This window comes from Sphingomonas sp. SP4, assembly GCF_058313375.1.
On record NZ_JBZFLE010000002.1, the window covers coordinates 221969 to 238077 of the forward strand.

Genomic DNA, 16109 nt, shown 5'->3' on the forward strand with positions numbered 1-16109 from the left:
ACTCTTAAGGCACCAGCTTGCCGGGATTCATGATTCCGAGGGGGTCCAGCGCCTGCTTGATCGCTCTCAGAGCGTGAACGCGGCCGGGCTCTGCGAGGCGCGCGAATTCCGCGCGTTTCAGCTGACCGATACCGTGCTCGGCAGAGATCGATCCGCCAGCGGCGGTGACAAGGTCGTCGACAAAGCGCGTGATCTCCGCGCCCTCCGCTTCGTACCAATTAGGTGCAGCGTGACCGGCAGCGCGCACGTGGAAGTGAATATTCCCGTCCCCGAGGTGGCCGAACCCGCTCGCCACGACACCGGGAAATGCACGCTCGACCTCCCTGGATGCTTTGATCAGGAACCGCGGCATGTCGGCGACCGCAACAGAAATGTCGTGGGCGAGGGTCTGCCCTTCGCTTCGCTCGGCTTCGGAGATGCTGTCGCGGATCTTCCAGAATGCTTCGGCTTGAGCTTCGCTTGAAGCGAGAGCGGCGTCGCCGATCAGGCTCTGCTCCATCGCGGTACCGAGTAGCCGTTCCAAGTTCGCAGCAACGTCGATATCGGCATCGGGCGTCGTGGCCTCGATTAGCACATGCCACGCATGGTCGCCGTCGAGCGGCTGACGAGTGCCTGGAATGTGCTTCAGCACCAGCTTGAGCGAGTCCTGAGGGACCAGTTCGAAGCCCTCAATGCTGCCGGTTCGGCCTTCAAGGAAGCGAAGCAGGTCGAGCGCTTGGCTTGGACTATCGACGCCGGCCCAGGCAACGGCGCGCGCCGCGACTGCGGGCACAAGCCGAAGAGCAACTGCAGTGACGACACCAAGCGTGCCCTCAGCACCGATCAGCAGCTGATCGATGCTGTATCCACGATTGTCCTTCTTCAACCCGGAAAGGCCGTTGTGGACGCTCCCGTCCGGAAGGACCGCCTCAACGCCCGCGACCAGCGAGCGCATCGTCCCGAATTTCAGGACCTGCGTTCCGCCGGCGTTGGTCGACGTCAGACCGCCGATGGTGCAGCTTCCCCGCGCCCCTAATGTCAGTGGGAAGCGCATGCCTGCATCGTGGGCGGCGGCGTGCAGCGTCTCCAGCACCACGCCTGCCTCGGCCAGCGCGAGGCGGTCCTCGGGGCTGACCGACCGAATGCGGTTCATCCGGCGCATCGACAGCAGGATCGCGCTCCCGTCGGCTGGAGGCGTAGCTCCCGCGCTCATTCCGGTGTTTCCGCCCTGCGGGACCAAAGGAACGCGATGTTCGGCCGCGAGCTTTACGACGGCTGCAACCTCATCTGTCGAAGCTGGAGCAATGATCGCCGGCGTGGCGCCGTGGACCCGCCCGCGCCAGTCGCTGACCCAGGGCTCGATGTCCGCAGGGTCGGTAATCACCCCCTTCGAACCAAGCCTTTCCCTGGCTTTTGAAATGAATTGCGCCTCGGCATCCTTCATGGAGCGCGCAATAGCGCGCTTGGCAGGAGTGTGCGACAGGGGCAAACGGCAGCCATGGACCGCTCTCCTGTAACCCTCGTCGTTGCTCGCGCCCAGAACGGGGTGATCGGCCGCGGCGGCAAGCTGCCCTGGCACCTCTCTGCCGACCTCAAGCGCTTCAAGGCTCTGACCATGGGCAGCGTGATGGTGATGGGTCGAAGAACCTTTGATAGCCTTCCCGGCGTTTTACCCGGCCGTCGCCACATTGTGCTGACGCGGGATCAGAACTGGTTCGCGATGGGAGCCGAGAAGGCGCACGGGGTAGGAGATGCGCTCCAGCTCGCAGATGGCAGTCCAGTATCGGTCATCGGGGGCGCCGATATCTTCGCACTGTTCCTGCCTCTAGCCGATCGACTGGAGCTGACGGAGGTCCTGGAAGACGTGCCGGGGGACACCTGCATGCCGGACCCCCGTCATTCCGCGCAATGGACGGAAATCTGGAGAGAAAGCCACGAAGCGCAGGATGGAAGCCCGCCCTTCCGGTTTGTGACGCTGGAGCGAGCCTAGCGCGATACCGACGCCGCGTATCGTTTGACTTGCTCCCCGATCACACCGTCCACGGCCGGCGCGATCTTGTCCGCTCCACCATTGAAGAAACCCGCGGCGCGGTAGTCGAAGGTGACTTGCGAGCCCTTGGCCGTCGGCTTGACCTGCACGTCCAGCACGCCTGTCGTCGCCAAACTGAGCAATGGGCCGAGACCTCCGCTCAGCATTACGTGCTTGCCCGGTTCGACTAAGACGACCTCCATGTGACGGACACCGCCGCCGTTCGGCAGCCGCTCACACCAGCAGCCGCCCGGCTCGAGCGTGAGACTGAGATTGGTCGCGTTGCCGCTGTAGGTGTGCTCGCCGCTCCACCAGCTACCGACCTTCCCGAAGGCGGCATAAGCGGCGTCCGGCGGCACAGGCACGTCAATGATGTGACGGACTTCTAAGCCATTCGAAGAAGCGCTGACGACTTCGGCCCCGACCGGGGCGCTCACGAGCAACAGCGCTAGAGCGGCGACATGTTTCATTGGCTCCTCCGCGCGCAGAGGATGCCGAGACTAAGCCGTTCCGTCCAGAATCGCGTCGATCTGTGCGGCCACCTCATCGACGGACGCCATGCCGTCGACACGGCGGACCAGGCCTTTGGCCTCATAATAAGGAAGGATCGGCTCGGTCTTGGCTCGATACTCGGCCATGCGCGTGCGCACGGTCTCTTCATTATCGTCCGGACGGCGCTTGAACTCGGTCGATCCGCAGACGTCGCAGACGCCCTCTAACTTCGTCGGACGAAATGTATCGTGATAGCCGGTGCCGCACTTGGCGCAGGTGAAGCGGCCAGTGATGCGCTTCACCAGCTCGTTCTCATCGACGACCAACTCAATCACATGATCGAGCTTCCGCCCACGCTCCGCGAGCAGGATCTCGAGAGCGGCAGCTTGGTGCTTGGTGCGCGGGAAGCCGTCGAAAATGGCGCCGCTATCGGCGGATGCGTCGAGGCGCTCCCCGATCAGCGCACTGACGATCGCGTCGCTGACAAGCTCGCCGCGGGCCATGACCTCCTTGGCCTTCAGCCCGACCGGCGTTCCGGCAGCGACAGCCTCGCGTAGCATGTCGCCGGTCGACAGCTGGATCATACCGCGGTTCGCCTGCAGGCGGGCGGCTTGAGTGCCCTTACCCGCCCCCGGCGGGCCCAAGAGAATGATATTCATCATGAGCGAAGCTCTTCCCCCTGCTGCGCTAGTGATTACCGCCTGCGCGGCGTTGTCTTCAGCTTCGCCTTCTTGATGAGGTCGCCATACTGGTGAGCGATCAAGTGACTTTGGATCTGGCTGACCGTGTCCATCGTCACGTTGACGACGATGAGCAGGCTGGTGCCGCCAAGCCGGAAGTTAAGGCCGGCCTGCGCCGACAGGAACTCCGGAATGAGGCAGATCAGGACCAGATACGCCGCGCCGACCACGGTGATCCGGTTGAGCAGATAGTCGAAATATTGCTCGGTGGCCTTGCCGGGACGGATGCCCGGGATGAAGCCGCCGTGCCGCTTCAAATTCTCTGCCGTCTCCTCGCTGTTGAACTGCACAGCGGTGTAGAAGAAGCAGAAGAAGGCGATGCCGATGCCGTAGAGCGCCATGTAGAGCGGCGATCCATGCTGCAAGTACGTGCTGATCGTGATCAGCCAGTCGCTCGTGCTGCCTTCGGTCGGAGCGCGGTTGCCCGCCCACTGAAGCACCGTGAGCGGCATTAGCAGCAGCGACGAGGCGAAGATCGGCGGAATGACGCCGGCCGTGTTGAGCTTGATCGGCAGGTGGGAACGCTCCTGCTGCATGCCGCGCGCCGTCTGTCGCTTGGGATATTGGATCAGCACCCGGCGCTGTGCCCGCTCCATGAAGCAGATGAAGAGGATCAGCGCAGCAGCCAGAGCGATGATGCCGATGACCACGATCGGATTGAGCGAGCCCGTGCGGCTGCCCTCGAGCAGCTGCGCCACACCCTGCGGAAGACGTGCGACGATGCCCGCCATGATGATCAGCGAGACGCCGTTACCGATACCGCGGCTGGTGATCTGCTCACCGATCCACATCAGGAAGAGAGTGCCGCCAACGAGGCTCACCGTGCCGGCAATTTCAAACAGCAGGCCCGGCGCGACGACCGCTCCAATGCCTTGCCGAGCCACCTGCGCTTCGAGGCCGCGCACTGCGAGATAGCCCTGCACGAGCGTGATCGCGACGGTCAGGTAGCGAGTGTATTGATTGAGCTTCTTGCGGCCGGCTTCGCCTTCCTTGCGGAGGGCCTGCCACGGGCCGTAGAGCGTCGCACCCAGCTGGATGACGATCGAGGCCGTGATGTACGGCATGACGCCCAGTGCGACGATCGAGAAGCGCTCCAGTGCACCGCCCGAGAAAGTGTTGAAAACGTCGAGGATGCCGCCGCTCTGCGTTTGATAGAGCTGCTGCATCGCCAGGGGATCGATGCCGGGCACCGGGACGAACGACAGCAAGCGGAACAGGATCAGTGCACCGATCGTGAACCACAGCCTCTTTTTGAGCTCTGTCGCTTTCTGGAAATTCGCGAACGTGATGCTGGAGGCGAGTTGTTCGGCTGCGGATGCCATTGACTGAGAATTCCCCGGAAAAACAAACGGCGGCGATTAGGCTGAAAGCCTCCCCGCCGCCGATATAGTGGCTCTGAGCCGCTTGTCTAAGGCCCCTGTTAGGCCTTGGCAGCAGCGGCCTTGCGCGAGCCCTTCTTGGCGGCTGCGAGTTCCGCCGGATTCTTGCGCTCGATCAGTTCGACCGAACCGCCAGCCTTCTCGATCGCCTCGCGGGCGCCCTTGGACACGCCGGCGACCTTGAGCGCCAGCTTGGCCTTGATCTCACCCTTGCCGAGAACGCGAACGCCGTCCTTGCCACCGCGAGCCAGGCCAGCGGCCTTCAGCGCGTCATGGTCGAGCGTGCCCTTGGCGTCGAGCTTTCCGGCATCGATCATCTTCTGGATCGCACCGAGGTTCACCTCGGCATAATCCTTCGCGAAGATGTTGTTGAAGCCGCGCTTCGGCAAACGCATGTGGAGCGGCATCTGGCCGCCCTCGAAGCCGGCGATTGACACACCCGAGCGCGACTTGGCGCCCTTCTGGCCACGGCCAGCGGTTTTGCCCAGGCCCGAGCCGATGCCACGGCCGACGCGAACGCGCGACTGACGCGCGCCCTTGTTGTCACGAAGTTCGTTGAGTTTCATGTTCCTGCACTCGCTTTCGCTTTTGTCGCGCATGCCCCGCCAAGGGGCAAACTTGGTTAGGCCGCTTCTTCGACGCGGACGAGGTGCTGCACCTTGCGGACCTGGCCGAGCACCTCTGGGGTGCCCTCCACTTCCACGGTGCGGTGCAGCTTGTTGAGGCCCAGGCCGACGAGCGTCGCGCGCTGGGTCTTGTCGCGGCGGATCGGCGATCCGGTCTGCGTGATCTTGATCTTGGCCATCGATATTACTCCGTGACCGCTTCGGCCTGGGCCTCGGCTTCGGCAGCGCTGACGCCACCACGGCCGAGCAGGTCGGCAACCTTCTTGCCGCGACGCTGGGCCACCGAGCGCGGGCTCGTCTGGTCCTTGAGCGCCTCGAAGGTCGCGCGGATCATGTTGTAGGGGTTGGACGTGCCGACCGACTTGGTCACGACGTCGGCAACGCCGAGGCTCTCGAAGATCGCGCGCATCGGACCGCCGGCGATGATGCCGGTACCGGCCGGAGCCGTGCGAACCGTGACGCGGCCCGCACCGAAGTGGCCGAGGCCATCGTGGTGCAGCGTGCGGCCGTCGCGCAGCGGAACGCGGATCATCGCCTTCTTCGCAGCGGCTGTCGCCTTGCTGATCGCCTCCGGCACTTCGCGAGCCTTGCCGTGGCCGAAGCCAGCGCGGCCCTTGCCGTCGCCGACGACGACGAGCGCTGCGAAACCGAAACGCTTACCGCCCTTCACGGTCTTGGAGACGCGATTGATGTGAACGAGCTTCTCGATGAGCTCCTCGCCACCTTCCTCTTCGTCACGGCGTCCACGACGGTCGTCGCGACGTCCACCGCGGCCGCCACGGCCGCCATCGCGCCCGCCGCCGGCACCGCCACGGCCACGACCGCCACGCGGACCACGGCCCTGGGGCTGTTGCTGCTGCTCTTCGGCCTGAGCCGGCGTAGCTTCGGCAGTCTGCGCGACCTCGGTCGGGTCGGTGTTCACTTCGTTGGTCTGGTTTTCGTCAGCCATTTAAAACTCCAGTCCGCCTTCGCGGGCAGCGTCGGCGAGGGCCTTCACCCGGCCATGGAACAGGAAGCCGCCACGATCGAAAACGACCGTCGAAACGCCCGCCTTCTTGGCGCGCTCTGCGAGCGTCTTGCCGACGGCCGCAGCGCTGTCCTTGGTGGCGCCGGTCTTGCCCTTGAGATCCTTGTCGAGGCTCGAAGCCGAAGCGAGCGTCGTGCCCGCAGCGTCGTCGATGACCTGCGCATAGATGTGGCGGCCCGAACGGTGGACCGAAAGCCGCGGCTTGCCCGACGTACGCGCCTTGAGGGCGGTGCGCACGCGGCGACGGCGACGATCGAAGAGAGAGAGATGAGCCATGGCTTACTTCTTCTTGCCTTCTTTGCGGAAGATATACTCGCCGCGATACTTGATGCCCTTGCCCTTGTAGGGCTCCGGCTTGCGCCAGCGGCGGATTTCAGCCGCGACCTGGCCGACCTTCTGCTTGTCGATGCCACTGATCTCGACCGTGTTCTGGTCGGGAGTCTTGACGTCGATGCCTTCCGGAACGGCGTAGTTCACGTCGTGGCTGTAGCCGAGCTGAAGGCGCAGGTTCTTGCCCTGAGCCTGCGCACGATAGCCGACGCCGCTGATCTCGAGCACCTTGGTGAAGCCTTCGGTCACGCCGGTGACCAGATTCTGCACGTTGGTGCGCTGCATGCCCCAGGCGGCGCGGTTGCGCTGCGCGTCGGTGAGCGGAGTCACGCGGATCTCGCCATCAGCAACCTCGTACTTCACGAGATCGTCGAGCAGCTGCATCGCGAGCGTGCCCTTCGGACCCTTCACGGTCAGGACGCCGCTCTCGACCGTCGCGGTGACGCCGGCCGGAACTGCAATCGGTTTCTTACCAATGCGGGACATTAGAATACCTCCGCCAGCACTTCGCCGCCGACATTCTGCTCGCGCGCCTCGGCGTCCGACAGCACGCCGCGCGGGGTCGACACGATGACGGTGCCGAGGCCGTTACGGATGCGCGGAAGCTCACGGGCGGCCGAGTAGACACGGCGGCCAGGCTTGGACACCCGTGCCAGATGCTGGATCGCCGGCTGGCCCTCGAAATACTTGAGCTCGATGCGCAGGCCCTTCTGGCCGGCAAGCTCTTCTTCCGAATAGCCGCGGATGTAACCTTCGCGCTGAAGCACGTCGAGGACGTGAGCGCGCAGCTTCGACGCGGGCGTCAGGATCGAATCCTTCTTCGCCTGCTGGCCGTTACGAATACGGGTGAGAAGATCACCCAGAGGATCGGTCATCGCCATTCCTTGGGCTCCCTTACCAGCTCGACTTCGTGACGCCCGGGATCAGGCCCTTGTTGGCCAGTTCCCGCAACATGATCCGCGACAGGCGGAACTTGCGATAATACGCCCGCGAACGGCCGGTCAGCTCGCAACGGTTGCGAACCCGGGTCGGGTTTCCGTTCCGCGGCAGCTCAGCCATCTTCAGACGCGCGATGAGGCGCTCGGTCTCGTCCTTGGACTCGTCGTTCGCGATCGCCTTCAGCTTCGCGTACTTCGCAGCCTGCTTCTCGACGAGCTTCTTGCGCCGTTCGTTCTTATTGATCGAACTCAGTTTCGCCATGACTTAAGTTCTTCTCCTAAGGGGCAGGCGCGCTTACGCGGCCTGCCGCTGCTCCTCTTGCGGGAAGGGGAAATTGAACAGGCGCAGCAGCTCGCGCGCCTCTTCATCCGTCTTCGCCGTTGTGGTTACGATGACGTCCATTCCCCGGACCTTGTCGATTTGATCGTAGTTGATCTCCGGGAAAATGATCTGCTCCTTGAGTCCCATCGCGTAGTTGCCGCGGCCGTCGAACGACCTGGGGTTCAGGCCCCGGAAGTCGCGGACGCGCGGAAGCGCGATCGTCACGAGACGATCGAGGAACTCGAACATGCGCTCGCGGCGCAAGGTGACCTTGCAACCGATCGGCATGCCTTCACGCAGCTTGAACTGCGCGATCGACTTCTTCGCCTTGGTGATCACCGGCTTCTGGCCGGAGATCTGCTGCATCTCGGCAGCAGCAGTCTCGACACGCTTCTTGTCCTGGGTCGCCTCACCGACGCCCATGTTGATGACGATCTTCTCGAGCTTCGGGACTTCGAGCTTGTTCTTGTAACCGAACTTCTCGATCATCGCCGGAACGATGCGCTCGTCATAATCGCGCTTGAGGCGCGGGATGTACTTTTCGTCAGCCATGGATCAGCTCTCCAGACTTGGCCGCGACGCGGACCTTCTTGCCGTCGCGCTCCTCGAAGCGGACGCGGGTCGCCTTGCCGCTCTTCGGATCGGCAACCGCCACGTTCGAAACGTGAAGCGGCGCTTCCTTGCGCTCGATCCCGCCCTGCGGGTTGACCTGCGACGGCTTGCGGTGACGCGCGTGGACGTTGATGCCCGACACGACGACCTTGTTCTCTTTCGGGATCGAACGGATGACTTCACCCGTCTTGCCCTTGTCCTTGCCGGACAGGACGACGACCGTGTCGCCCTTGCGGATCTTCGCAGCGGCCATGTTACAGCACCTCCGGCGCAAGGCTGATGATCTTCATGTGCTTGCGCGCACGAAGCTCACGGACGACCGGGCCAAAGATACGGGTGCCGATCGGCTCCTCGTTCTTGTTGACCAGCACCGCCGCGTTCGAATCGAAGCGGATCACCGAACCGTCGGGACGGCGGATGTCCTTGGCGGTACGAACGATCACCGCACGGTGAACGTCGCCCTTCTTCACGCGGCCGCGCGGAGCGGCTTCCTTGACGCTGACGACGATGATGTCGCCGACGCCGGCAGTGCGGCGCTTAGAGCCGCCCAGCACCTTGATGCACTGAACGCGCTTCGCGCCGCTGTTGTCCGCAACGTCCAGGTTGGACTGCATCTGGATCATGGTTCGACCCTTACCCTCTCAATAACTACTCAGGCGTCCGCTTCAGCGACGTCTTCGGCCTTGGCCTTCTTCGTCGACTTCTTGGCGGGCTTCTCGGCCTTCTCTTCAGCCGGCTGCGAAGGCTCGGCCTGCGGAGTGACGGCTTCCACGTCGGCGATGTCGGCCTTCTGGGCCTTCGCCACGCCGATGCGATCGACGACGGTCCACGTCTTCAGCTTCGAGATCGGGGCGCACTCTTCGATGCGAACGACCTCGCCGATGTGGAACTCATTGGCCGCATCGTGAGCATGGTACTTCTTCGACAACTTGATGATCTTGCCGTACAACGGGTGCTTCACCCGCCGCTCGACGCGGACCACCACAGTCTTGTCACCCTTGTCGGACACCACGGTGCCGGTGAGGACGCGCTTTGGCATTCCTATTCTCTCCTCAACCCTGCGCCGAAGCGTTGGCGGCTTCGGTCTTGCGGGCGCGCTGATTCTGAAGCGTCTTGATGCGCGCGATGGTGCGGCGCACCTCGCGAACACGCGACGGCTTCTCAAGCTGGTTGGTCGCCGACTGGAAGCGCAGGTTGAACTGCTCACGCTTCAGCTCCGTCAGCTCCGTCTGCAGCTGATCGTCGGTCTTGACGTTCAGGTCGTCCTTGCGAGCCATCTTACTTTTCCTCTCCGGCCAGGGTCTCACCCAGGCGGGCAACAACCTTGGTCTTGATCGGCAGCTTCTCGGCCGCACGCTCGAAAGCGGTCTTGGCGAGGTAGCCAGGGACGCCATCGAGCTCGAACAGGATCCGGCCCGGCTTCACGCGGGCGACCCAGAACTCCGGCGAGCCCTTACCCGAACCCATGCGGACTTCGGCCGGCTTCGACGAAACCGGAACGTCCGGGAAAATGCGGATCCAGAGACGTCCGGAACGCTTGATGTGACGCGTGATCGCGCGGCGAGCCGCCTCGATCTGGCGAGCCGTGATCCGCTCCGGTTCCATGGCCTTGAGGCCGAAGGCGCCGAAGTTAAGCTCGGTCCCACCCTTGGCGTTGCCATGGATGCGGCCTTTGAAAGCCTTACGGAACTTGGTGCGCTTGGGTTGCAGCATGTCTTACTTTCCTTCGCGCTTACCGGTTGCCGCGCTCTTCGCGAGCCGGACGGACGCCGGAGGTCTGAGCCTCCATCATCAGCCGGTCCTGAGCGAGCGGGTCGTGGCCGAGGATCTCGCCCTTGAAGACCCAGACCTTCACGCCGCACACGCCGTAAGCGGTGTGCGCTTCGGCCTCGGCGTAATCGACGTTACCGCGCAGCGTGTGCAGCGGAACGCGCCCTTCACGGTACCATTCGGTGCGCGCGATTTCCGCGCCGCCGAGACGTCCCGAGCAGGTGATACGAATGCCTTCGGCGCCGAGACGAAGAGCTGACTGGACCGCGCGCTTCATGGCACGACGGAACGCGATACGGCGCTCGAGCTGGTCGGCAACACCCTGCGCGACGAGCTTGGCGTCGATCTCTGGCTTGCGGATCTCGACGATGTTCAGGCTGACTTCCGAGCCTGTCATCTTCTGAAGCTCACGCTTCAGCTTTTCGATATCCGCGCCCTTCTTGCCGATGATGACGCCCGGACGAGCCGCATAGATGCTGATGCGGCAGATCTTGGCGGGACGTTCGATCACCACCTTCGAGATGGCGGCCTGCGGCAGCTTCTCGACGATGTAACGGCGGATCTTAAGGTCTTCGAGCAGAAGACGACCGTAATCCTGACCTTCCGCGAACCAGCGGCTGTCCCAGGTACGGTTGATCTGCAGGCGAAGCCCGACAGGAGACGATTTCTGACCCATTACGCTTCTTCCTGCTCGCGCACGACGACGCGGATGCGGCTGAACGGCTTGACGATGCGCGACGAACGGCCACGCGCACGGGTCGCGAAGCGCTTCATCGAGATCGACTTGCCGACACTCGCCTCGGAGACGACGAGAGCGTCGACATCGAGGTTGTGGTTGTTCTCGGCATTGGCGACCGCGGAGGCGAGGACCTTGTACACATCCTCGCTCATGCCCTTCGGGCTGAACTTCAGGATGTTGAGGGCCTGCTCGACCTTCTTGCCGCGGATCATCTGAGCCACGAGGTTGAGCTTGCGGGCAGAGCCGCGGATGGCATTGCCGACCGCGAGCGCTTCCTTGTCGCCCACCTTGCGGGGTGCAACTGGCTTGCTCATTAGCGCTTGCCCTTCTTGTCAGCGGCGTGGCCGGGGAAGAAGCGGGTCGGCGCGAACTCGCCGAGCTTCATTCCGACCATTTCCTCGTTGACCGACACCGGCACGAACTTGCGGCCGTTGTAGACATTGAAGGTCAGGCCGACGAACTGCGGCAGGATCGTCGAACGGCGCGACCAGGTCTTGATCGGCGCACGGCCACCCTTCTCCTGAGCGGCTTCCGCCTTCTTCAGGAGCGACAGCTCGACGAACGGACCTTTCCAAACGGAACGGGCCATGGATTAACCCTTCTTCTTCGCGTGACGGCTACGGATGATGAACTTGTCCGTTGCCTTGTTGTGACGGGTGCGAGCACCCTTGGTCGGCTTACCCCAGGGAGTGACCGGATGACGGCCGCCCGAGGTCCGGCCTTCACCACCGCCGTGCGGGTGGTCGACCGGGTTCTTTGCAACACCGCGGGTCAGCGGGCGCTTGCCCAGCCAACGCGTGCGGCCCGCCTTGGCGAGCGTCTGGTTCGCGTTGTCGGGGTTCGACACCGCGCCCACCGTCGCCATGCAGTCGGAGCGCACATAGCGCTGCTCGCCTGAATTCAGCCTGACGATGACCATTCCGCGATCGCGGCCGACGACCTGCACATAGGTGCCTGCCGCACGAGCGATCTGCCCCCCCTTGCCGGGCTTCAGCTCGACATTGTGGACGATGGTGCCGACCGGCATCTGGCCGATCTCCATCGCATTGCCGGGCTTCACGTCGACCTTCTTGCCGGCGACGACCTTGTCGCCCGGAGCGAGACGCTGCGGAGCGAGGATGTAGGCCTGCTCGCCGCCCTCGTAGGTCACGAGCGCGATGAACGCCGAACGGTTCGGGTCATACTCAAGCCGCTCAACCGTCGCAGCGACGTCCCAGGTACGGCGCTTGAAGTCGATGTAGCGGTACTTCTGCTTGTGACCGCCGGCGATGCCGCGCGAGGTCACATGACCCTTGTTGTTGCGGCCGCCCGTCTTGCGCTTGCCTTCGGTCAGCGCCTTGACCGGCTTGCCCTTCCAGAGCGCCGACTTGTCGACCAGGATCAGGCCGCGGCGGGCCGGAGAGGTCGGCTTATATTGCTTGAGAGCCATTAGCCCCGGACCCCTTCAGTAATGTCAATCGACTGACCTTCGGCCAGGCGAACGATCGCCTTCTTCATGTCCGAACGCTGGTAGGGGCGACCCTTCCAACGCTTGGTCTTGCCCTTGGTCACGATGGTGTTCACGCCGACGACGGTGACGCCAAACAGCGCTTCGACGGCCGCCTTGATCTCCGGCTTCGAAGCCTTCGGAGCGACCTTGAACACGACCGAGTTTGTCTCCGACAGCATCGTCGACTTCTCGGTGATGTGCGGGGCAAGCACGATATCGTAGTGGCGCGCCTCGGGGGCGGCCTTCTGCGGCTTCTTAGCCATTGAACCGGGCCTCCAGCTTTTCGACGGCTGCGCGGGTCAGAACCAGCGTGTCATGCCGCATGATGTCGTAGACGTTGGCGCCCATGGCCGGGAGCAGGTTGATGCTCTCGAGGTTCGACGAAGCGCGGGCAAAGCCGACGTTGAGCGCGTCACCGTCGATTACCAGCGCGGTCTTACCGAAGCCCAGCTTGCCGAGCTGCTCGCGCAGCGTCTTCGTCTTGCCCTCGGCGACGTCCAGGTTGTCGAGGACAACCAGGCTTCCGTCACGAGCCTTCGACGACAGCGCCATCTTCAGGCCGAGCGCGCGAACCTTCTTGTTGAGGCTCGAAGTGAAGACGCGAGCACGCGGGCCATGCGCCTTACCGCCGCCGATGAAGATCGGAGCGCGGCGATCGCCGTGGCGAGCTGTACCGCCGCCCTTTTGGCGACCGAACTTCTTGCCGGTGCGGGCAACATCGCTGCGCTCACGCGCGGCACGTGCCGGAGCGCGGCGGTTGATCAGCTGCCAGGTAACGACGCGGTGAAGGATGTCAGCGCGCGGCTCGACGGCGAAAATCTCGTCGTTGAGCTCGATGTCGCCGCCAGCCTTGGCGTCGAGGGTCTGTACTTTGACCTTCATCGCTTAGCCTTCCTTGCTCTCGTCGGAGCCTTCGCCCTCAGGCGTCGCCTCACCAGCCGGAGCGTCCGTAGTCTCGTTGGTGTCCGCAGCCGCGCCAGCTTCCTGCTCAGCCGCGATCGCCGCCACTTCCTCGTCGCTCGGGAGCGCCGGGATTTCGTGGACCGCCGCGTCATCGACCAGGCCGGCGACCGGCAGCTCGGATTCGTCGATCTTCGCCTTCGTGTCGATCAGGCCCGCCGGGTACGGCGCGCTGTCGTGACGCGGAAGCTTGATGGCGTCGCTGACCGTCAGCCAGGCGCCCTTGTGGCCGGGGACCGAACCCTTGACGAACAGCAGGCCGCGGATCGGGTCCGTGCGGACGATCTCGAGGTTCTGCTGCGTGCGGTTACGGGCACCCATGTGACCGGCCATCTTCTTGTTCTTGAAGACACGGCCCGGATCCTGGCGGTTACCGGTCGAACCGTGCGAACGGTGCGAGACGGAAACGCCGTGGGTGGCGCGCAGACCGCCGAAGTTCCAGCGCTTCATGGCGCCGGCAAAGCCCTTACCCTGGGTCACGCCCGCGACGTCGACCATCTGGCCAGCGACGAAGTGGTCCGCGCTGATCAGCGCGCCAACGTCGAGCAGCGCATCTTCAGCGACGCGGAACTCGACAACCTTCGCCTTAGGCTCGACTTCGGCCTTTCCGAAAGCGGCGCGCTGCGGCTTGGCGACATTCTTCGCCTTGGCCTTGCCCGCGCCAAGCTGGACGGCGCTGTAGCCGTCACGATCATTTTCACGACGGCCGATAACCTGCACTTCGTCCAGCTGCAGAACGGTGACCGGCACATGCCGACCGTCTGCCTGGAACAGGCGGGTCATTCCGACCTTCTTCGCGATCACGCCGGTGCGCATGATCTAAACTCCTCCACAGAGGCACACGGGACCATTCCCGCGTGCTTGCAGCCCATCAAAATATTTGCGTGCCCCGCCTGGGCTAATGCTCCAAAAAAAGGAGCGGCGGGGACGCAGCCCGGAGCTAATCTCCGGCGGTATCACCCTTCTCCGCGAGCGCTTGGCCCGCAGCTGGCCGGTTAAGCCAGTTTGATCTCGACGTCGACGCCGGCAGCGAGATCGAGCTTCATCAGCGCGTCAACGGTCTGCGGCGTGGGCTGCACGATATCGAGCAGCCGCTTGTACGTCCTCACCTCGAACTGCTCGCGCGACTTCTTGTCGACGTGCGGCGAACGGTTGACGGTGAACTTCTCAATGCGCGTCGGCAGGGGAATGGGGCCGCGGATGAGAGCACCCGTCCGGCGCGCCGTGTCGGCGATGTCGCCAGTGGCCTGGTCAAGCACTCGATGATCGAATGCCTTCAGACGAATCCGGATGTTCTGCGTTTCCATGTCCCTACCGATGCGAAAGAGCCAACGAGCCTCAGCTTCCGCCGAAGCTCGCCAATCAAATTAAACTCAAAAGCGAACCGCGCGACCCTGAGACAGAATCGCGCGGTGGTCGCCCTATATTACTTGGAGATCGTTCCGACAACCCCTGCGCCGACGGTCCGGCCACCTTCGCGAATTGCGAAGCGGAGACCCGGATCCATGGCGATCGGAGCAATCAGCTTCACGCCGAGGCTGACGTTGTCGCCCGGCATGACCATCTCCGTGCCTTCCGGCAGCTGAACTTCGCCCGTCACGTCGGTCGTGCGGAAGTAGAACTGCGGACGGTAGTTCGCGAAGAACGGCGTGTGACGGCCGCCCTCGTCCTTCGACAGGACGTAAACTTCCGCCTGGAAGTCGGTGTGCGGCGTGATCGAGCCCGGCTTGCAGAGAACCTGGCCACGCTCAACGTCCTCACGGCCGATGCCGCGAAGCAGCGCGCCGATGTTGTCGCCAGCCTGGCCCTGATCGAGCAGCTTGCGGAACATCTCGACGCCCGTGACGACCGTCTTCTGGGTGTCGCGGATACCGACGATCTCGACTTCCTCGCCAACCTTGACGACGCCGGTCTCGACGCGGCCGGTGACGACCGTGCCGCGGCCCGAGATCGAGAACACGTCTTCGATCGGCATCAGGAACGGCTTGTCCAGCGGACGCTCCGGCTGCGGGATCCAGTCGTCGACGGCCTTCATCAGCTCCATGATCTTCTCATCGCCGATATTCTGGTCGCGATCTTCGAGGACGGCGAGAGCCGAACCCGCAACGATCGGAATGTTGTCGCCGTCGAAGCCGCGCTTGGAAAGCTCCTCGCGGATTTCCAGCTCGACCAGCTCGAGCAGCTCGGGATCGTCAACCTGGTCGACCTTGTTGAGGAACACGACCATGGTCGGAACGCCGACCTGCGCTGCGAGCAGGATGTGCTCCTTCGTCTGCGGCATCGGGCCGTCGGCAGCCGACACGACCAGGATCGCGCCGTCCATCTGGGCGGCACCGGTGATCATGTTCTTCACGTAGTCGGCGTGACCCGGGCAATCGACGTGCGCATAGTGACGCTTGTCGGTCTCATACTCGACGTGTGCGGTCGAGATGGTGATGCCGCGCTCACGCTCTTCCGGAGCCTTGTCGATGTTGGCGAAGTCGACGGCTTCACCGCCGCCGTGCTTCGACAGCACCTTGGTGATTGCAGCCGTCAGCGACGTCTTGCCATGGTCGACGTGACCGATGGTGCCGATGTTGCAGTGCGGCTTGTTCCGCTCGAATTTAGCCTTCGCCATTTTACGCCTCTTCTTCTCTGAAATCCGGGCGTCCCGCCCGCTTCGCGGACGCGCCCATAG

At 63.7% G+C, this 16109-nt stretch carries 26 protein-coding genes and 1 pseudogene; 1 reads left to right on the forward strand and 26 read right to left on the reverse strand.

Going from position 1 to position 16109, the window contains the following annotated elements; genetic code table 11:
• Nucleotides 1-4 precede the first annotated feature (4 nt).
• Nucleotides 5-1423: an FAD-binding oxidoreductase gene (locus tag AC4GYV_RS10360; RefSeq protein WP_491100633.1), complete on the reverse strand. Its 1419-nt coding sequence runs from the start codon at nucleotides 1421-1423 to the stop codon at nucleotides 5-7.
• A 54-nt stretch (nucleotides 1424-1477) separates the two neighbouring features.
• Here AC4GYV_RS10360 and AC4GYV_RS10365 point away from each other — a divergent pair, with 54 nt between their 5' ends.
• A complete protein-coding gene (locus AC4GYV_RS10365) occupies nucleotides 1478-1969 on the forward strand; it encodes a dihydrofolate reductase (RefSeq protein WP_491100634.1) in 492 nt (163 codons plus the stop codon).
• On the opposite strand, the gene AC4GYV_RS10370 is transcribed toward AC4GYV_RS10365, so the two are convergent.
• The 25 genes and pseudogenes from AC4GYV_RS10370 to tuf form a co-directional block, all read right to left on the reverse strand.
• Nucleotides 1966-2478: an SRPBCC family protein gene (locus tag AC4GYV_RS10370; RefSeq protein WP_491100635.1), complete on the reverse strand. Its 513-nt coding sequence runs from the start codon at nucleotides 2476-2478 to the stop codon at nucleotides 1966-1968. The two genes, AC4GYV_RS10365 and AC4GYV_RS10370, sit on opposite strands and share 4 nt — an antisense overlap.
• Nucleotides 2479-2508: 30 nt before the next feature.
• Nucleotides 2509-3159: an adenylate kinase gene (locus AC4GYV_RS10375; protein ID WP_491100636.1), complete on the reverse strand. Its 651-nt coding sequence runs from the start codon at nucleotides 3157-3159 to the stop codon at nucleotides 2509-2511.
• 35 nt (nucleotides 3160-3194) lie between these two features.
• Nucleotides 3195-4562, reverse strand: coding sequence for a preprotein translocase subunit SecY (gene secY, locus AC4GYV_RS10380; protein ID WP_491100637.1), 1368 nt, complete (start codon nucleotides 4560-4562; stop codon nucleotides 3195-3197).
• 98 nt (nucleotides 4563-4660) lie between these two features.
• Nucleotides 4661-5185 carry a 50S ribosomal protein L15 gene (rplO, locus tag AC4GYV_RS10385; RefSeq protein ID WP_491101586.1) on the reverse strand — a complete coding sequence of 175 codons (525 nt, stop codon included), beginning with the start codon at nucleotides 5183-5185 and terminating at the stop codon, nucleotides 4661-4663.
• A gap of 56 nt (nucleotides 5186-5241) precedes the next feature.
• A complete protein-coding gene (rpmD, locus tag AC4GYV_RS10390; protein WP_491100638.1) occupies nucleotides 5242-5424 on the reverse strand; it encodes a 50S ribosomal protein L30 in 183 nt (60 codons plus the stop codon).
• A gap of 5 nt (nucleotides 5425-5429) precedes the next feature.
• Complete coding sequence (rpsE, locus tag AC4GYV_RS10395; RefSeq protein ID WP_491100639.1) at nucleotides 5430-6194, reverse strand: 30S ribosomal protein S5; 765 nt, start codon at nucleotides 6192-6194, stop codon at nucleotides 5430-5432.
• Entirely contained in the window at nucleotides 6195-6548 is a 354-nt protein-coding gene (gene rplR, locus AC4GYV_RS10400) for a 50S ribosomal protein L18 (RefSeq protein ID WP_491100640.1), read from the reverse strand.
• Between the two features lie 3 nt (nucleotides 6549-6551).
• Nucleotides 6552-7088 (reverse strand): 50S ribosomal protein L6, encoded by a 537-nt coding sequence (gene rplF / locus AC4GYV_RS10405; RefSeq protein WP_491100641.1) that lies wholly within the window; start codon nucleotides 7086-7088, stop codon nucleotides 6552-6554.
• Entirely contained in the window at nucleotides 7088-7483 is a 396-nt protein-coding gene (gene rpsH / locus AC4GYV_RS10410; protein WP_491100642.1) for a 30S ribosomal protein S8, read from the reverse strand. Before rpsH ends, rplF begins: the two co-directional genes overlap by 1 nt.
• 13 nt (nucleotides 7484-7496) lie before the next feature.
• Nucleotides 7497-7802, reverse strand: coding sequence for a 30S ribosomal protein S14 (gene rpsN / locus AC4GYV_RS10415; protein WP_491100643.1), 306 nt, complete (start codon nucleotides 7800-7802; stop codon nucleotides 7497-7499).
• Between the two features lie 33 nt (nucleotides 7803-7835).
• Nucleotides 7836-8414, reverse strand: coding sequence for a 50S ribosomal protein L5 (rplE, locus tag AC4GYV_RS10420; protein WP_491100644.1), 579 nt, complete (start codon nucleotides 8412-8414; stop codon nucleotides 7836-7838).
• A complete protein-coding gene (gene rplX / locus AC4GYV_RS10425; protein WP_491100645.1) occupies nucleotides 8407-8727 on the reverse strand; it encodes a 50S ribosomal protein L24 in 321 nt (106 codons plus the stop codon). The genes rplE and rplX overlap by 8 nt, the downstream gene beginning before the upstream one ends.
• 1 nt (nucleotide 8728) lies before the next feature.
• Complete coding sequence (rplN, locus tag AC4GYV_RS10430) at nucleotides 8729-9097, reverse strand: 50S ribosomal protein L14 (RefSeq protein ID WP_028969193.1); 369 nt, start codon at nucleotides 9095-9097, stop codon at nucleotides 8729-8731.
• Between the two features lie 170 nt (nucleotides 9098-9267).
• Nucleotides 9268-9513: pseudogene (gene rpsQ / locus AC4GYV_RS10435) on the reverse strand (30S ribosomal protein S17); the annotation flags it as partial.
• Nucleotides 9514-9526: 13 nt separating this feature from the next.
• Nucleotides 9527-9751: a 50S ribosomal protein L29 gene (gene rpmC / locus AC4GYV_RS10440; RefSeq protein WP_491100646.1), complete on the reverse strand. Its 225-nt coding sequence runs from the start codon at nucleotides 9749-9751 to the stop codon at nucleotides 9527-9529.
• A gap of 1 nt (nucleotide 9752) precedes the next feature.
• On the reverse strand, nucleotides 9753-10187 hold the full coding sequence (gene rplP / locus AC4GYV_RS10445) for a 50S ribosomal protein L16 (protein ID WP_187537824.1): 435 nt from the start codon (nucleotides 10185-10187) through the stop codon (nucleotides 9753-9755).
• A gap of 19 nt (nucleotides 10188-10206) precedes the next feature.
• Nucleotides 10207-10920, reverse strand: a complete 714-nt coding sequence (rpsC, locus tag AC4GYV_RS10450) for a 30S ribosomal protein S3 (RefSeq protein WP_491100647.1) — start codon at nucleotides 10918-10920, stop codon at nucleotides 10207-10209.
• Nucleotides 10920-11297, reverse strand: coding sequence for a 50S ribosomal protein L22 (rplV, locus tag AC4GYV_RS10455; RefSeq protein WP_491100648.1), 378 nt, complete (start codon nucleotides 11295-11297; stop codon nucleotides 10920-10922). The genes rpsC and rplV overlap by 1 nt, the downstream gene beginning before the upstream one ends.
• Nucleotides 11297-11572: a 30S ribosomal protein S19 gene (gene rpsS, locus AC4GYV_RS10460; protein WP_491100649.1), complete on the reverse strand. Its 276-nt coding sequence runs from the start codon at nucleotides 11570-11572 to the stop codon at nucleotides 11297-11299. The genes rplV and rpsS overlap by 1 nt, the downstream gene beginning before the upstream one ends.
• A gap of 3 nt (nucleotides 11573-11575) precedes the next feature.
• Nucleotides 11576-12412, reverse strand: coding sequence for a 50S ribosomal protein L2 (gene rplB, locus AC4GYV_RS10465; RefSeq protein ID WP_491100650.1), 837 nt, complete (start codon nucleotides 12410-12412; stop codon nucleotides 11576-11578).
• Nucleotides 12412-12735 carry a 50S ribosomal protein L23 gene (locus AC4GYV_RS10470; protein ID WP_491100651.1) on the reverse strand — a complete coding sequence of 108 codons (324 nt, stop codon included), beginning with the start codon at nucleotides 12733-12735 and terminating at the stop codon, nucleotides 12412-12414. The genes rplB and AC4GYV_RS10470 overlap by 1 nt, the downstream gene beginning before the upstream one ends.
• Nucleotides 12728-13354, reverse strand: coding sequence for a 50S ribosomal protein L4 (rplD, locus tag AC4GYV_RS10475; protein ID WP_491100652.1), 627 nt, complete (start codon nucleotides 13352-13354; stop codon nucleotides 12728-12730). Before rplD ends, AC4GYV_RS10470 begins: the two co-directional genes overlap by 8 nt.
• Before the next feature lie 3 nt (nucleotides 13355-13357).
• Nucleotides 13358-14248, reverse strand: a complete 891-nt coding sequence (rplC, locus tag AC4GYV_RS10480) for a 50S ribosomal protein L3 (RefSeq protein ID WP_491100653.1) — start codon at nucleotides 14246-14248, stop codon at nucleotides 13358-13360.
• Nucleotides 14249-14427: 179 nt separating this feature from the next.
• Nucleotides 14428-14739: a 30S ribosomal protein S10 gene (gene rpsJ / locus AC4GYV_RS10485; protein ID WP_028969184.1), complete on the reverse strand. Its 312-nt coding sequence runs from the start codon at nucleotides 14737-14739 to the stop codon at nucleotides 14428-14430.
• 119 nt (nucleotides 14740-14858) lie between these two features.
• The gene (gene tuf / locus AC4GYV_RS10490) at nucleotides 14859-16049 is read right to left on the reverse strand and encodes an elongation factor Tu (RefSeq protein ID WP_491100654.1); all 1191 of its coding nucleotides are present in this window, start codon (nucleotides 16047-16049) and stop codon (nucleotides 14859-14861) included.
• Nucleotides 16050-16109 lie beyond the last annotated feature (60 nt).

Excerpts from the sequence above, each read along its gene's own strand:
- AC4GYV_RS10360 (WP_491100633.1), bottom strand. The coding sequence starts at position 1,423 with ATGAAGGATGCCGAGGCGCAATTCATTTCAAAAGCCAGGGAAAGGCTT.
- AC4GYV_RS10365 (WP_491100634.1), top strand. The coding sequence starts at position 1,478 with ATGGACCGCTCTCCTGTAACCCTCGTCGTTGCTCGCGCCCAGAACGGG.
- AC4GYV_RS10370 (WP_491100635.1), bottom strand. The coding sequence starts at position 2,478 with ATGAAACATGTCGCCGCTCTAGCGCTGTTGCTCGTGAGCGCCCCGGTC.
- AC4GYV_RS10375 (WP_491100636.1), bottom strand. The coding sequence starts at position 3,159 with ATGAATATCATTCTCTTGGGCCCGCCGGGGGCGGGTAAGGGCACTCAA.
- secY (WP_491100637.1), bottom strand. The coding sequence starts at position 4,562 with ATGGCATCCGCAGCCGAACAACTCGCCTCCAGCATCACGTTCGCGAAT.
- rplO (WP_491101586.1), bottom strand. The coding sequence starts at position 5,185 with ATGAAACTCAACGAACTTCGTGACAACAAGGGCGCGCGTCAGTCGCGC.
- rpmD (WP_491100638.1), bottom strand. The coding sequence starts at position 5,424 with ATGGCCAAGATCAAGATCACGCAGACCGGATCGCCGATCCGCCGCGAC.
- rpsE (WP_491100639.1), bottom strand. The coding sequence starts at position 6,194 with ATGGCTGACGAAAACCAGACCAACGAAGTGAACACCGACCCGACCGAG.
- rplR (WP_491100640.1), bottom strand. The coding sequence starts at position 6,548 with ATGGCTCATCTCTCTCTCTTCGATCGTCGCCGTCGCCGCGTGCGCACC.
- rplF (WP_491100641.1), bottom strand. The coding sequence starts at position 7,088 with ATGTCCCGCATTGGTAAGAAACCGATTGCAGTTCCGGCCGGCGTCACC.
- rpsH (WP_491100642.1), bottom strand. The coding sequence starts at position 7,483 with ATGGCGATGACCGATCCTCTGGGTGATCTTCTCACCCGTATTCGTAAC.
- rpsN (WP_491100643.1), bottom strand. The coding sequence starts at position 7,802 with ATGGCGAAACTGAGTTCGATCAATAAGAACGAACGGCGCAAGAAGCTC.
- rplE (WP_491100644.1), bottom strand. The coding sequence starts at position 8,414 with ATGGCTGACGAAAAGTACATCCCGCGCCTCAAGCGCGATTATGACGAG.
- rplX (WP_491100645.1), bottom strand. The coding sequence starts at position 8,727 with ATGGCCGCTGCGAAGATCCGCAAGGGCGACACGGTCGTCGTCCTGTCC.
- rplN (WP_028969193.1), bottom strand. The coding sequence starts at position 9,097 with ATGATCCAGATGCAGTCCAACCTGGACGTTGCGGACAACAGCGGCGCG.
- rpmC (WP_491100646.1), bottom strand. The coding sequence starts at position 9,751 with ATGGCTCGCAAGGACGACCTGAACGTCAAGACCGACGATCAGCTGCAG.
- rplP (WP_187537824.1), bottom strand. The coding sequence starts at position 10,187 with ATGCTGCAACCCAAGCGCACCAAGTTCCGTAAGGCTTTCAAAGGCCGC.
- rpsC (WP_491100647.1), bottom strand. The coding sequence starts at position 10,920 with ATGGGTCAGAAATCGTCTCCTGTCGGGCTTCGCCTGCAGATCAACCGT.
- rplV (WP_491100648.1), bottom strand. The coding sequence starts at position 11,297 with ATGAGCAAGCCAGTTGCACCCCGCAAGGTGGGCGACAAGGAAGCGCTC.
- rpsS (WP_491100649.1), bottom strand. The coding sequence starts at position 11,572 with ATGGCCCGTTCCGTTTGGAAAGGTCCGTTCGTCGAGCTGTCGCTCCTG.
- rplB (WP_491100650.1), bottom strand. The coding sequence starts at position 12,412 with ATGGCTCTCAAGCAATATAAGCCGACCTCTCCGGCCCGCCGCGGCCTG.
- AC4GYV_RS10470 (WP_491100651.1), bottom strand. The coding sequence starts at position 12,735 with ATGGCTAAGAAGCCGCAGAAGGCCGCCCCCGAGGCGCGCCACTACGAT.
- rplD (WP_491100652.1), bottom strand. The coding sequence starts at position 13,354 with ATGAAGGTCAAAGTACAGACCCTCGACGCCAAGGCTGGCGGCGACATC.
- rplC (WP_491100653.1), bottom strand. The coding sequence starts at position 14,248 with ATGCGCACCGGCGTGATCGCGAAGAAGGTCGGAATGACCCGCCTGTTC.
- rpsJ (WP_028969184.1), bottom strand. The coding sequence starts at position 14,739 with ATGGAAACGCAGAACATCCGGATTCGTCTGAAGGCATTCGATCATCGA.
- tuf (WP_491100654.1), bottom strand. The coding sequence starts at position 16,049 with ATGGCGAAGGCTAAATTCGAGCGGAACAAGCCGCACTGCAACATCGGC.